The sequence below is a fragment of the Streptomyces pinistramenti genome, assembly GCF_020564935.1.
Lineage (GTDB): Bacteria > Actinomycetota > Actinomycetes > Streptomycetales > Streptomycetaceae > Streptomyces > Streptomyces pinistramenti.
Genome location: NZ_JAJCXB010000040.1, coordinates 34026 through 47492 on the forward strand (window position 1 = coordinate 34026; position 13467 = coordinate 47492).

General features: G+C 70.5%; 11 protein-coding genes. 6 read left to right on the forward strand and 5 right to left on the reverse strand.

Annotation, left to right across the window (positions count from 1 at the left end; translation table 11 throughout):
* Window position 1: 1 nt before the first annotated feature.
* The 4 genes from LIU39_RS24180 to LIU39_RS24195 are packed head-to-tail and all read right to left on the reverse strand — an operon-like array spanning window position 2 to window position 3157.
* A complete protein-coding gene (locus tag LIU39_RS24180; protein ID WP_227048970.1) occupies window positions 2-433 on the reverse strand; it encodes a cupin domain-containing protein in 432 nt (143 codons plus the stop codon).
* Between the two features lie 60 nt (window positions 434-493).
* On the reverse strand, window positions 494-949 hold the full coding sequence (locus LIU39_RS24185) for a discoidin domain-containing protein (protein ID WP_227048971.1): 456 nt from the start codon (window positions 947-949) through the stop codon (window positions 494-496).
* Between the two features lie 22 nt (window positions 950-971).
* On the reverse strand, window positions 972-1724 hold the full coding sequence (locus tag LIU39_RS24190) for an HAD family hydrolase (RefSeq protein ID WP_227048972.1): 753 nt from the start codon (window positions 1722-1724) through the stop codon (window positions 972-974).
* On the reverse strand, window positions 1721-3157 hold the full coding sequence (locus LIU39_RS24195; RefSeq protein WP_227048973.1) for a hypothetical protein: 1437 nt from the start codon (window positions 3155-3157) through the stop codon (window positions 1721-1723). Before LIU39_RS24195 ends, LIU39_RS24190 begins: the two co-directional genes overlap by 4 nt.
* A gap of 744 nt (window positions 3158-3901) precedes the next feature.
* Here LIU39_RS24195 and LIU39_RS24200 point away from each other — a divergent pair.
* The 6 genes from LIU39_RS24200 to LIU39_RS24225 all read left to right on the forward strand — a co-directional run bounded on the left by LIU39_RS24200 (window position 3902) and on the right by LIU39_RS24225 (window position 11791).
* On the forward strand, window positions 3902-4924 hold the full coding sequence (locus tag LIU39_RS24200; RefSeq protein WP_227048974.1) for a helix-turn-helix domain-containing protein: 1023 nt from the start codon (window positions 3902-3904) through the stop codon (window positions 4922-4924).
* Between the two features lie 853 nt (window positions 4925-5777).
* Window positions 5778-7085 (forward strand): aminotransferase class III-fold pyridoxal phosphate-dependent enzyme, encoded by a 1308-nt coding sequence (locus LIU39_RS24205; protein ID WP_227048975.1) that lies wholly within the window; start codon window positions 5778-5780, stop codon window positions 7083-7085.
* On the forward strand, window positions 7082-8461 hold the full coding sequence (locus LIU39_RS24210) for an aspartate aminotransferase family protein (protein ID WP_227048976.1): 1380 nt from the start codon (window positions 7082-7084) through the stop codon (window positions 8459-8461). The genes LIU39_RS24205 and LIU39_RS24210 overlap by 4 nt, the downstream gene beginning before the upstream one ends.
* Window positions 8462-8477: 16 nt before the next feature.
* A complete protein-coding gene (locus LIU39_RS24215; RefSeq protein ID WP_227048977.1) occupies window positions 8478-9116 on the forward strand; it encodes a thermostable hemolysin in 639 nt (212 codons plus the stop codon).
* Window positions 9103-10686: an AMP-binding protein gene (locus LIU39_RS24220; protein WP_227048978.1), complete on the forward strand. Its 1584-nt coding sequence runs from the start codon at window positions 9103-9105 to the stop codon at window positions 10684-10686. Before LIU39_RS24215 ends, LIU39_RS24220 begins: the two co-directional genes overlap by 14 nt.
* Before the next feature lie 169 nt (window positions 10687-10855).
* Entirely contained in the window at window positions 10856-11791 is a 936-nt protein-coding gene (locus tag LIU39_RS24225) for a TauD/TfdA family dioxygenase (protein ID WP_227048979.1), read from the forward strand.
* A gap of 60 nt (window positions 11792-11851) precedes the next feature.
* Here the strand turns inward: LIU39_RS24225 and LIU39_RS24230 are convergent, their stop codons facing one another.
* Window positions 11852-13462, reverse strand: a complete 1611-nt coding sequence (locus tag LIU39_RS24230) for a carboxylesterase/lipase family protein (RefSeq protein WP_227048980.1) — start codon at window positions 13460-13462, stop codon at window positions 11852-11854.
* Window positions 13463-13467: the final 5 nt, after the last annotated feature.

Below are 13467 nucleotides of genomic sequence, written 5' to 3' on the forward strand. Positions count from 1 at the left end.
GTCAGCGCACCGTCCAGGCGGTCCCGGTGGTGTCCGAGGCGGTCACCGCCACGGCCACCAGGTGTTCGTCACCGGTGTTGACCAGGCCGTAGAAGAGGCCGGCGGGGGCCATGCCGGCGGTGCCGGGGCCGACGTGGTGGCGGCTGGGCTCGGGCAGTGCCCGCTTCTGCGGTGCGTCGAGGGGGTAGTGCGCGGAGGGGACATAGGCTCCGGCGGCCTCGGGCTCTTCGGTGTCGAAAACCTGGAACTCGCCGTGGCCTTCGAGGACAATGATCATTCCGTCGGCCTGGGGGTGCATGCGTGCCGAGATTTCCTGTCCCGGGTTGAGCCGCCAGGCGGCCGCCTGCATCCGTTCGCCGGCCCACAGGCCCAGCTTGCGCGGGACGGGGTCATTGCAGGGTTTCGTCGGTACGGAAACAGTTCGCATGGGCATCGAAAGCATCGCCTTTCTGAGGGGTGGCAGTGCCGGTGAATCTTTCGACGGGCAGTTCGGTCAGGATTCGAGGAGCTGTATCTGCATGATCTGGGTGAAGTACTTTCCGCTGGGGCGGATTTCCACCCCGCCGGTCTCGACCCGGATACGCCTGGTCGCCACCGGTTCGAGATCGCCTTCCCACCACTCCCCTGCGTCTGCGGAGATGCCTTCCGCGGACAGGAGTGTCTTTTCGCCGCCCTGTTCCGGGTAGGCGATCACGTGCAGGGAGCCGGGGAATCCGGTGCGGATGACGGGGACGGGGCGGCGCTGGAGGCGGATCTTCACGGGGACGCGTATCTCGCCGAGGTCGATTTCCAGGTACTCGGGGTGGGGTTCGTTCCGGCTCAGCGAGCCCCAGCCGGTGTGGGGGCTGCCGTCGAAGAGGTGCTGCTCGTTCCAGAAGTCGTACCGGTGGCAGCCGGACGAATCGGTGACGTAGCAGTCCTGGATGACACGGAGCTGTTGGACGGGCATGACTGTTTCCCTTTCCGGAGTTTCACTTCCTGAGCAGTTCGCGTGCGGCACTCATTTCGGTGAGGGCGTCCGGTACCCCGGCGAGATCGTCCACGACGGTGTCCGCTTCCGCTCGCGCCGCATCGGAGTGGGGCAGACGCCGGTCGATGAGGATGGTGGTCATTCCTACGCCCCGGGCGCCGAGCAGTTCGTGGTGCTGTCCGTCGCCGATGAAGGCGCAGGACGGGCCGGCGATACCCAGCTCATCGATGGCGTGCAGGTAGATGTCGGGGTGCGGCTTGAGGCGCTTCACCCGGTGGGAGAAAACGGTGGCGTCGAAGTACTCGCGCAGGCCGAGGTGGTCGAATATCCATTCGGCGTGGTCGGAGGCGTTCGACACCAGCGCGAGGGAGCATCCCTGCTCACGGAGTTGGTCGAGCAGCGGTGTGGCCTGGGGGTCGACCTCGAAGCTTGCGGCCATGCCGGGGAAGTGGCGCTCGACCGCCGCGTGGACCGCTTGCGTGGAGCAGGGGGTGCCGGCGATTGTGGCCGACAGGGAAATGCGTCCCACTATTCCCGGGACGACGCCTTCCATTGTTTCGTCGTGGAGTTTGTCGTAGGCGGGCTTCCAGGTTTCCAGGTCCAGGTCGAGGTCCTTTGCGACGTGACGAAAGAATGGATTATCCGGCGTCCTGTGCACCAGCGTCGAAAAAAGGTCGAAGCAGACCCCTTGGAAGGCGCTAATGATTGTTCCTCCTGATCGAATCGGCAGGGTCGGCGGGTCGTGAATGATCACGTCGACTGCAGTGACCTGTCCGGGAGTGGGTTCGCCGGCCGGCCGAGCGGAAACTGGCGCTGCTGGAAGAAGAGGTTCTGTTTGACCCAGTTCAGGCCCATGCGCTCAAAGATCACATCGTGATCGGTTTCGACCTGTGCGCCGTTCGCGGCCAGTTCGTTGATCACTGTCTCGGCGAGGTCGCAGTTGTCTGCGAGGTGCAGGGCGCCGTCCGCGTCGACCGCGTACGGGGTGTCCTCCATACCGAATCGGATGATGTCCACGCCGCTGTCCTTCTGGGCGGCGTAGGTCGCAAGGCGGCGCAGTGCGCAAGCGGACCGGCCGCGGCGGGCTCCCACGTCGAGCGGGGTGAAATGCTCGCCGGCCTGTTCCGGCAGTACCGCGGCGCCGACGGTGACGGTCACGTGGCGTTTCTTCACGCCCGGCTCGGCGAGGTCGTATTCCAGTTTCTTTGCGCTGTCCACGACCTGTTTGAACTCGGCGTAGTTCTTCGGGAACGGGAGTCGCGGGGAGAAGCCGAAGAGCAGTGTGATGTTCAGCTGCCCGCTGCCGCCGAGGTTCATGTCCGGGTGCTCGACGGCGTACCGGGTCATCGCGTAGCTCCGCGGGAACTGGACCCATTCCACTTCGCAGAAGAGGCCGAGCTGCCGGCGGGCCTGAATCGCGTTGCGGTAGACCTCGGACTGGATGGCCGGGGAGGTCCGGCCGTAGTTGGCCCCGTTGCTCGTGGAGTAGGTTTCGAGGCTGGCCGTTGTCAGGCGGTTGGACGGCTGGTAGTCGGCGATGACCTTGCTGAATTCCTCACTGTCGATGAAGTCGAGGCTCATGTCGCCGTACTGCCGCTCGATCTCGCACATCAGCTGGAGTTCGACGGCTGCTTGGAGGGTGACAAAATGTGCGCCGCCGAGGTGCAGCGGAAGGCTGCTCTGGCTGATGCGTTCCCACTCGCCGAACCTGTGGATGCTGTCCCGTACTTCGGGGCCGTTCCGGCTCGCCCCGAAGCTGATCAGCATCTCCTTGCACCGGCGTTGCAGGGGCCTGCTTATTGCCTGGTAGATTTCGTTGCTGGTGGACTGTTCGTGGGTCTTCGGGTTTCGTGCGTGGTAATGGTAGTAGCGGCACCCCATTCCGTGGAGAGCTTCTGCTTCGGCGATCAGTGCCAGCGGTGAATTCTTGATGGTAGCGCCGGTGTTGATCTTGTCGAGAAGTGTATCGCCGGTCGCTCGGTGGTTTCCGGGGGTGAACTTGGCGCCAGTCGATGCACAACCAAGTATCAGGTTCTTCTCGCCTGTCACGGGTTCCATTTCTCCCCAAACGGTGTCTGCTTTTTCCGGCAAGCGCCGTCCGCGAGCCGGAAATATCCGGCCGGCGGTGACGGCGCTCTCTGAGGCCGATTGCCGCATCGGCTCAGCGCACGGGTGGTGCATGGTCACGGTGCTTCTGCGGGCCCGTGGGAATCCGGCGCGTGTGCGCGGCCGGTCCGGGCCCGCAGACCGCCGCGTGCCGCGCGGCCGCCGGGTGCGGGCAGGGCCGGCGCCCGGGTGTGCCGGGCTTTTTCCGGGCCGGCGGCCGGCCGGCGGCTCCCGGGCCGCACTGCCGGCGGGGCGGCTCCCGGGCGGAAGGCTTCGGTTACGCCGGCACTGCCGGGAAGGCGGCCCGCGGTGTTTTGCGGGAAACTCCCGTCAGACCGGGCCGGAGTCCTGGCCCGGCTCGTGGCGGCCGGGGCGGAGAATGCCCGGGAGGCTCCGGATCAATGCGGGAGTGCGGCTCTGCGTCTGTGAAGACGGTTCTGCGCCCGGCTGCTTCGCCTTTGTCGCCGCGTCTCCCCAATTCCCGGCCCGAGTGCTTCGGCGTTCGGCTCCGGCAGGCATCTAGCCCCACCCCAGGTCGTCTTCGTCGTGCGCGGGCCTCTCGCCGCCGGCCTTCGTCACCGTGCTGTGCGCCGCGTCGCGAGCTGCCACCTTCGTTGTCTGCGCGGAGCCGAAGCCTGCGAACAGAAATATGGCGAAGGAGGTGCTCCGACATATTGACTTTCTGGCGACCATCGTGTTTCCCCCAAAAAACTCCGCTTCGTGCTCGGTTTGTTCAGCACAATGACCTTCGCACGTACGATCGCCCGATCCAAGATCGCTAAAGGGTCCTATGTTGAGCAGGCATGTTTAGGAGGGGTTCAAATCATGCAGCAACCGACAGATTCGGACGCAAGCGGTGTGAGCGCGGATGCGCTGAGGATCTACGACACGGTCCACTCCTCCCCCGGCATCCCCCGCACCGCGTTACGCGATCTCGTGCCGCTCCCGCCGGAGGACACGGCGGTGGCCACGGACCGGCTGCTGGAACTCGGACTGCTGGAGTCGGACGAGGGCGACTGCCTCTTCGCCGTGGCCACCACGTCCGTGGTCCTGCGTACCTGCATCGCGGTCGCCCGGGCCGCCACCGAGGGGCAGCGGCAGGCCCAGCGGCTGGCGTCGCTGGTCACCAACATGGACGCCCTGCGCACCATGACCGGCGCCGGGTCCACGGAACGGCTGGTGAACCTGGAGGCCGTCCGCCAGACCATCGCGCAACTGGCCGCCCAGGCGCAGTTCGAGATCCTCACGTCCCAGCCCGGCGGTCCGCGCCCCGACGAGCAGCTCGAAGAGTCCCTCGGCCGGACCCGGGGGGTCCTTGAGCGCGGCGTGAAGATGCGGACCCTGTATCAGTGGTCCGCGCAGTTCAGTCCCACGACCACCGAGTACGTCAGCTATCTCATCGGGCTCGGCGCGGAGGTGCGTGCCACCCACGACTCGTTCATGCGTCTGCTGGTCTTCGACCGGAAGGTCGCGCTCATGTCTCTCAAGGAAGCCCCGCACGGGGCGCTGGTGGTGCACGAGCCCGACATCGTGGGCTTCGCCGTGGAAGCCTACGAACGGGCCTGGACGGCGAGCCGGCCCTTCCCGACCCACTACGTCAAGGACTCGGTGCTCGCCACGTCGGACGACATCAAACTGTCCATCATGCGGCTGCTCACCGAGGGCCACGAGGTCACGGCGATCGGCAAACGCCTCGGCATCTCGCAGCGGACCTGCCAGCGGCACATCTCCGAGATCATGCAGCGGCTGGGTGCCCGCAACCGTCTCCACGCCGGCTACTTGATCAGCCAGAAGGGACTGCTGGACGCGCCTGTTTCCGCGCACCGTCTGCCCGGGGCAGCCCTGTAGTCCGCCGAGATGGCGCTCCCCGGGGGCCGCGGCCTCCGTCCGGCCCAGGTCTTCGAGGCCCGAACTTCCGGTTCGGTCCTCAGCGTTGCCCAAGGGCCGCCGGCCGGGCCGGTGCACGCGGGCGCCGGGCCGGTGGCGGCGGGGCCGAAAAGCGCTCACGTGCGGGTTCGGGGGTGCGCCGGGCATGTGCCGGGCGGTCGTGACCGGGGGCGGCGGCGGGCGGCGGGGCCGGGCCTGCGGGGGCGGTGCGGTGGTGCCGGGGTGGGGCGGGGCGGCTCTGAGCAGGCCGGATGTCCCGGTGGGGGCCCGGTACCCCGTGTTTGCGGGATGCCGGGTGTCACCTACGTGTTCACGTGATGATCGGGAGTTCCGCTGCGTTTACGGTGACTGCAGATCGGCCAGTGACCATTGTGGCTCTGGCTGTCAACGAGGTCAGGGGGAACTCGGTGACCGACGTGCGTTCCACTTCCCGAAAGCCCGGCCGCCACGGCCTGCGGCCCGTGCAGCTGCCGCCTCCCACGAGCCGGGCCCCCGGTGACCACGGGGCCGCCGCGGCAGCCCGGCCGGCACCGTCGTTCTTCCGGTGAGCACCGGCTGACGCGCGGACCTCCCGCCCGTCACACGTCACCGGCCCGCCACGGCGGGCCACGCGCCCTGCCACACACCCGCCCGCCATGGCCCGGACCCCGTGCCGTCCCGTGCAGTCCTGCACCGCCCCGCACGGGCTCCGTCGCGTCCCGGCCCGCTCCGGCCTCACCTCGCTTCGCCCTCTCCTGCATGCACACACCCGGGACCGCCATCCAGGCCCGGGTGCCGGCCCACGCCGCCCGCACCGCATCTACGGAAAGAGACGATGACCCTCCCGCACACCGCAGATCACACGACTCCCACCGCCGCGAACCCCGCAGGCGCCTCCCCTGACCACCGCCGCAGCGCGCCCGCCACGGCGGGCGCCGACCCCGTCGCCCTCGTGCGACGCCACCTCATCCAGGAGCCGCCCACCGGCCTCCCGGTGCCGGTGATCGAGCGTCAGAACGGCGCCCGGATCGAGGCCCGGGACGGCACGGTCTGGCTCGACGCCGCCGGCGGCGGGTTCGGCGGCGGCCACCTCGCCGTGCGGGCCGCGCTCGCCGAACAGGCCCGCCGCACCGCCCTGTCCAGCCGCATCCTCCTCAGCCGGCCGCTGGCCGGCGCGGTCACCGACCTGGCCGCCTTCTGCCCGGGTCCGCTGTCCGTCAGCTACCTGTGCAACAGCGGCAACGAGGCACTCGACGCGTCGCTCAAGCTGGCCAAGGGAACCCACCCCGGCCGGGGCACCGTCCTGGGCATCCGGGGCGAGTCCTACGGGACGCTCAGCCACGGCCAGTCCCTGCGGTCGGGGCGCCCCGTCCTGCCCGGCGCGCCGCTGCGCCCCGAGACCGTCCCGGCCGACGCGCCCGAGACCCTGCTGGAGCGGGTGGATGCCTCCGTGGCGGCGGTGGTGATCGCGCCTGCCGCGCCCGGCCGCCCGCTGGAGCGGCTGCCGCGCTCCTGGTGGGTCCAGCTGCGCGAGCGCTGCCACCGCACCGGTGCGCTGCTGGTCCTCGACGAGCGGCTCACCGGCCCGGCCCGCCTGGGCAGTGACCTGGGCGCCGGCGCCCTCGGCATCTTCCCCGACGTGCTGCTGCTGGGTGAGACGCTCGGCGCGGACGCGGTGCCGGTCGGCGCCGCCGTCATGACGGCCGCCGCCTACCAGCGGGTCTACGGCCGGCGCAATCCCAGCCTGCACGGCTCCACCTTCGGCGCGAACCCGCTGTCCGCGGCCGCCGTCTCGGCCGTGCTCGGCGCCGTCACCTCCGACCGACTGGCCGAGCGGCAACGGGAGTTCGCCGCCGAGGCGGGCCGGCTGCGTGAGGGGCCGGCCGGTCTGGGCGACACCGTGCGCGAGCTGCACGCCGACGGCTCGCTGCTGTGGGTGCGTGCCCGGGACGCGGCGGGGGCCGCCGCCCTGGCCGGTGCGCTCGCCCGGCGTGCGGTGCTCACCCGCCCGCCGTCCGGTGACCTGCTCACCCTGCTGCCGCCGCTCACCGCGGAGCGGACGGACACCGACCAGATCCTGGCGCGCCTGGCCGACGCTCTCAAGGACGTCGCCGCGCACCGGACCGAGGAGGCCACCGCATGAGCGCCACCACCGCCGCGACGTGGGACCGGCAGCGGATTCTCACCGCCCTGGGCCGGCACTGGAACTCCACCGCCGCGCTGATGCTCGCCGCGACCTCCCGCCAGGTCGAGTCGCACGCCCGCGGCAGCGAGGTCTTCGCCGAGGACGGCTCCGCCTACCTGGACTTCGCCGGCAGCTACGGCGTCTTCCTCGTCGGCCACCAGAACGACGCGGTGCGCGCCGCCGTCCTGGACGCGCTGGAGCGGGCGCCTGCCGCCCTGCCGGGCACCGTGCACCCGGCGGCCGCCGATCTGTTCGCGCAGCTGACCGAGGTCCTTCCGGCCCAGCTGGACCGTTTCACCCTGGGCTGCTCCGGCGCGGAGGTCTCCGAGGCCGCGCTGCGTGCCGTGTTCCTGGCCCGGCCGGGGCGCCGCAAGGTGGTCATCGTCGACGGCGGCTACCACGGCAAGACGCTGGGCGCGCTGACCGTGCTCGGCCAGGAGGAGCACCGCCGCGATTTTCTGCCCCGCGACCCGGATCTGGTCACCGTGGCGCCCGGTGACGCGGCCGCGGTGCGCCGCGCGCTGGCCGGCGGGGACGTCGCCGCGGTGTTCGTCGAACCCGTCCTGGGCGGCGCCTACTTGCGCGTCCCGCCGCGCGAGTTCCTGCCGGAGGTGGCCCGCGCCTGCCAAGAGAGCGGGACGCTGCTGGTGGCGGACGAGATCCAGACCGGGTTCGGGCGTACCGGCGCGCTGTTCGCCATCGAGCATTCCGGTGTCGTGCCGGACATCATCCTGCTGTCGAAGGCGCTCACCGGGGGTTTCCTGCCGGTTGCGGTGGCGGCCATGACCGGTGACGTCCTGGAGGCGGCGCGGCGCTCGCCGGACTGGCACCCCGGTGTGCTGGAGGGCACGGTGCCGTCGGGGGCGGCGATGGCCGCGGCGGCCGCCACCATCCGTGAGGTGCGCAGCCGGGATCTGCCGGCGCGCGCCGAGCGGGTCGGCAAGGCGCTGCGGGAGGGGCTGCGGGAGGCGGTGCGCCGGCATCCGCGGCACCTGGTCGATGCTCCGGGTATCGGGCTGATGACCGGGCTGCGGACCCGCAACCCGTCGGTGGAGAACCTCATTTCGATGCAGATGGCCGCGCGCGGCATCCATCTGGGGCATTCCCTGAACGAGCAGATGGATCAGCCGGTGCTGCGGTTCTATCCGCCGCTGACGGTGGAGGCGGCCGATATCCAGCGGGTCCTGACGGCGCTGGAGGAGTCCCTGGAGTGGCTGGACCGCCGGCCGGCGTGGCTGATGGAGCGGATCACCTGGCTGCTGCGCCGTCAGTACCGGCTGCCGCCGGCGCTCGTCCTCAAGCTCATGCACTCGAACCTCAAGGTGAACTGGTAAATCGGTAGGGGGAGACATGGAGATCGCCATCACCGCCGCCCGCTCGCCCCAGTGGCACGAGGCGCGGGATTTTGCCCGGGAGAATTACCGGGCCATGTACGGGGCGCTGACCGCGCCCGAGCCGGATCTTTTCGTGACCGTGCGGGAGAGCGCCGACGGCCCGGTGCTTGCGTGTGCCGGGCTGAGCAATGCCGAGCGCGGGGCGTTTTTTTCGGAGAACTATCTGGGGGCGCGCGTCGAGGATGCCCTGGCGGGTCTCTCGCCCGATCCGGTGCGGCGCGGTGAGGTGGTGGAGGTCGGGCCGCTGGCGGGTACGGGGGGTGCCGGGAAGGAGCTGATCCGGCTGCTGCCGATCATTGCCTGGTGCCAGGGGAAACGTTTCATTCTGGCGACCGTCACCGACCAGGTGCGGGGGCTGATGTCCCGTCTGCACGTCCCGTTCGTGCCGCTCGCGCCGGCCGACCCGGCCTGGATGGACGCGGTGGAGCGCCGTAGGTGGGGGACCTATTACGAGCGGACGCCGACGGCCGGTGCGGTGCCGCTCGACGACATCGGCCGGCTGATCAACAGTTCCACCGGCCGGTACAGCTTCGGCGATCTGGTCGTGCGCACTCCTGTCCCGCTGACCGAGGCGGTGGCCGGTGCGCACGCTTGAGCAGACGCTGAGCGCTCTGGCGGATGATCCGCGGCCGCTGGTGGAGGTGCTGGCGGCCGACGGGTCGGTGGCGCGTTCGCTGTCCTACCGTGAGGGTCTCGCGGCGGCTTCGGCGCTCGCCGCCGGGCTGCGTGCGCTCCCGGTGGCCGGGCGCGGGCCCCGTCCGGACGGTGATCCCACCGATCCCGGTCAGCTGCACGTCGGTGTGGTCATGGGCAACAGTGCGGAGTTCGTGGTCGCCGACCTCGCCGTGCTGGCCGCGGGTGCCGCGCAGGTGCCGGTGCCGCTGGCGTTCACCGCCGAGCAGGCCGCCTCGATGCTGTCGGAGGTGGACATCTGCCTGGTCGATGCGGAGGGCCAGGAGCAGCTGGCGGTCTGGGGCCGGGAGCAGGTCCTGCCGGCGGCGGCTGCTCTGGAGGTGGTGGACGTCGCGCGGCTCGCCGCTGCGGGGCCTGGCGCCGTCGCCGTGCCGCCGGCGGCGGGGCGGATCTGCAAGGTCATTCACACCTCGGGCACGACCTCGCGGCCCAAGGGTGTCTGCATCCGGGCGGACGGTCTGGAGGCGCTGCTGGCCTCGCTGCGCGGTGCGATGCCCGAGCGTGCCTACCGCCGTTACCTGTCGCTGGTGCCGTTCAGTCTGCTCATCGAGCAGGTCACCGGGATCTATCTGGTGGTGTGTGACGGTGGCACGGTCGTGCTGCTGCCGCCGGATGTGCCCCTGGTCGGGACGTCCTCGTTCGCTCCCGAGGCCGTTCTGCCGTATCTGGCGGCGGCCCGGCCGACCGCGCTGGTGGCCACTCCTGCGCTGGCCGAGTCCCTGGCGGCGCGGGCCGGTGCCGCGCGCGCCGCCGGACGCTCCCCCGTCCGGGAGCTGTTCGGTGCCGCCGAGGCGCCTCTGGTGTGCTGCGGTGGTGCGCCGGTCGATCCGCGGACCCTGGAGAAGCTGGACGGTTACGGCATCGCGGTGTACGAGGGGTACGGGCTGAGTGAGAACAGCTCCGTGGTGAGCTGGAACACTCCCGCGGCCCGGCGGATCGGCACCGTCGGCCGGCCGCTCGCCCATGTGCGGGTGGCCACCGCTGCCGATGGTGAGCTGCTCGTCAAGAGCAGTTCGCTGTTCGCCGGTTACAAGGGCGGTGATCCTTCGGGCTGTGAGGTGGATGCGGACGGCTGGCTGCACACCGGGGATCTCGCCGAGATCGAGGACGGCTATCTGCGGATCAAGGGCCGCAAGAAGAGCGTCATCATCACCGCGGCCGGCCGCAATGTGGCGCCGGAGTGGGTCGAGGCCCAGTACCGGTCGGTGCCCGGCATCCGGGCGGTGGCGGTGGTGGGTGACGGGCTGCCCGCGTTGCACGGCCTGTTCCTCATCGATCCGGCGGCCGACGCCGATGCCGTGCGGGCGCAGCTCGATGCCGTCGCGCGCAGTCGTCTGTCGCAGGTCGAGCGGGTGGAGGTGGCGCATGTGCTGCCGGCTGACGAGGGCCTGCACGCCGAGTACTTCACGGTGACCGGCCGGCCGCGGCGCACCGTGATCCAGCAGGCGGTGACCACGGGCCGCCTCGCCTGATGATCCCTGTTTGTCCGTTGCGAGGAGAGACCGGTCTTGACGCTCCCTCCTGAGGGAGGGGGTCTCACGGCTCGCGCCGTGATGCTTTCTGTTTCATCGCCGACTGTCCTGCTGCGCAGGAGTCCGTTTCCTCTCCGTCCTGAAGGCGGAGTATCCACGGAGGAATCTGATGACCGAGAACACCGAGATCATCGAGAACGCTGTCGTCACCCCGTACGGCTCGGGGACCGGGTTGCTGGTGCAGCCGCGCGGCGGCCGCAGGGACCTGTCGGCGCTGGTGCCGGCGGAGGTGGTGCGTGCTTTGGGGAGGGCCGGGTTCCTGCTGTTGCGGGGCTGGGAGGCGGGTCTGGAGGCGTTTTCCGCGTTCGTCGAGTCGCACTCCGAGCGGGTCACTCTCGATCCGGCCCGTTCCTTTCACGGTGGTACCACCGCGCAGAAGGTGGATGCCGGGTATGACGCGGTGGGGCTGCATCTGGAGAACGGCAACAGTCCGTTCGCGCCGACGCTCACCTGGTTCTACTGCCAGAAGGCGGCGTCGGCCGGTTCGCAGACCACGGTGTGTGACGGCTACCGGGTCTGGGAGGCGCTGAGCCCGCAGACCCGTGCGCTCTTCGATGCCCGGGACATTGTGTATACGCGGCGGGTGGAGGAGGCGAAGTGGAAGGGGTTCGCGGCTTTCCATCTGGGGACCGAGGATGTTGCTTCGGTGACCGTGGAGCAGTTGCGGGAGCTGGCGCGGGGGGAGGGTGAGACCGTGATCGAGCCTCTTGGTGACGGTGCGATCCGTTATGCGTACCGGATCCCGGCTGTGCACGGCACGGTCTTCGGGGCGCGTCCGGCGTTTGCCAACAGCATTCTGGGCCCCTCGAATCACTATGAGAAGCCGCGGATCACGTTCCCTGACGGTGTGGATGTTCCCGAGGCGGTGCTGGCGGAGCTGGCGGAGGTCACCGAGGAGCAGACCGAGCAGCTGGACTGGGTGGACGGTGATGTCGCTTTGATCGACAACACGCGGGTCATGCACGGCCGTCGGCCGATCGTCGATGCGCAGCGCACGATCTTCAATGCCCAGAGCGACCTGGATAGGCAGCTTCTGGCCGTGTGAGCGGGGCGTCTGCCCGGCTTCGGGCCCCGGTCGGCAGTTGCCGGCCGGGGCCCGGTCGTGTCAGGAGGCGTCGGGTGTGCCGGTGTGTGCCTGCCAGAGTTCTTCGCGTCCCGGCTCCAGGAGGGAGGGGCGGATGGTGTCGGCGGGGGTGGCGCCGAGGGTGCGGATGGCGGGGCGGTCGGGGTGGTGGGCGGGCCAGTTGGTGTGGGGGGCGGGGGTGCCGGTGCGGACGAAGGCGCCCCACAGGGCGCGCATCTGGCGGCGCAGGTGGGTCATGGTGTTCTGGTCGGTGCCTTCGAAGAGGGGGGCGTGGCGGGCTTCTTCGCGGCCCAGCAGGAAGGGGATGTCCAGGCAGTGGCAGGCCCGCAGGGCCTGGTGGCGGCCGGGGAGCTGCCAGTCGAAGCGGTAGAGCCAGGTGCGGGCGCCGTGGGTGTGCAGGGTGTCGGCGAAGTCCTGGGTGGGTGCGGCGAAGAACGCGTCGGTTTTGAGGTCCTCGAATGCGGCGGTCAGTGCCTGGGAGGGTGCGGGGGCGGCGGCTGTGTAGCGTGCCAGCGCTTCGTCGGCGCGGGGGCCGAACTCGGCGCGGAATTGGGCCAGTACCGCTTCCCGGTCGGGTCCTTCGGTCTGCCGGCCGAACCACAGGGCGCATTCGTGGCGGGTGGTGCCGAGCAGGATTTCGGTGCCGTCCAGGGGCGGGGAGTGGCGTAGTGCCCGGGTGAGGTCTGCGGCGACGACGGTGGTGTCCGCGACGAGCTGGAAGGGGGGCCGTACGTCGCCGGGCGGGCGGGGGCGGGTCAGTATGTGCTGCTGGGCGGCGCGTATCTGTTCGGCCGATGCCGTGCGCAGTTGCTGTGGGCCGGCCGCGCCCGCCGCGGTGCGGAAGAGGTCGGCGGTTTCGGCGGCTGCCTGCCGGGTCAGCGGGGCCATGCCGAGGGGGGCGCTGTGCAGCAGTGCGCGCCGGAACAGCGGGCGTACCTGGGGCAGGGCCAGCAGGGCGGCCAGGGCTTGTCCGCCGGCCGACTGTCCGGCGACCGCGATGCGTTCGGGGTCGCCGCCGAATGCGGTGATCTCTGCCCGGATCCAGCGCAGGGCCGCGATCTGGTCGAGCAGGCCGGCGTTGGTGGTGAAGCCGTCCGGGGAGGCGGTGCGGAAGGTCAGCTGTGTGCCGGTGCCTTCGATCGTTGCGGGTTCGGCTTCGTGTGGTGCGAGGAATCCCAGTGCGCCCAGGCGGTAGTTGACGAGGACGACGACCAGGTTTTCCTGGGCGGCCAGTTCCGCGCCGTCGTAGCGCGGCAGGTCGGCGCCGCCGGTCAGGAAGCTGCCGCCGGGCAGCCACACCAGTACCGGGCGTGCGCGGCCGCCGGGGCCCGGGGTCCAGATGTTCACCGTCAGGCAGGCTTCGGTCTGTGGCGTCTGGGGGTCGGCCATCAACGTGCCGACGGGTGAGGGGAGTTGGAGGGGGACGGTGCCGCGGGGGCCGGCGGCGTCGAGCGGTTCGTGCCACGGTGGCGGCTCGGCGGGCGGGGCGAAGCGCAGGGGTCCTGTGGGGGGCGCGGCGTAGGGCACGCCGCGGAAGGCGGCCACGCGTGCGTCGGGCCCTTCGCGCCGGCCGCGTACGGGCCCCTGGGAGACCTGTACGTGGACGTCTGCGCTCTGGTTCGTCAGTGCCATGCGTC

Excerpts from the sequence above, each read along its gene's own strand:
- LIU39_RS24180 (WP_227048970.1), bottom strand. The coding sequence starts at position 433 with ATGCCCATGCGAACTGTTTCCGTACCGACGAAACCCTGCAATGACCCC.
- LIU39_RS24185 (WP_227048971.1), bottom strand. The coding sequence starts at position 949 with ATGCCCGTCCAACAGCTCCGTGTCATCCAGGACTGCTACGTCACCGAT.
- LIU39_RS24200 (WP_227048974.1), top strand. The coding sequence starts at position 3,902 with ATGCAGCAACCGACAGATTCGGACGCAAGCGGTGTGAGCGCGGATGCG.
- LIU39_RS24205 (WP_227048975.1), top strand. The coding sequence starts at position 5,778 with ATGACCCTCCCGCACACCGCAGATCACACGACTCCCACCGCCGCGAAC.
- LIU39_RS24210 (WP_227048976.1), top strand. The coding sequence starts at position 7,082 with ATGAGCGCCACCACCGCCGCGACGTGGGACCGGCAGCGGATTCTCACC.
- LIU39_RS24215 (WP_227048977.1), top strand. The coding sequence starts at position 8,478 with ATGGAGATCGCCATCACCGCCGCCCGCTCGCCCCAGTGGCACGAGGCG.
- LIU39_RS24225 (WP_227048979.1), top strand. The coding sequence starts at position 10,856 with ATGACCGAGAACACCGAGATCATCGAGAACGCTGTCGTCACCCCGTAC.
- LIU39_RS24230 (WP_227048980.1), bottom strand. The coding sequence starts at position 13,462 with ATGGCACTGACGAACCAGAGCGCAGACGTCCACGTACAGGTCTCCCAG.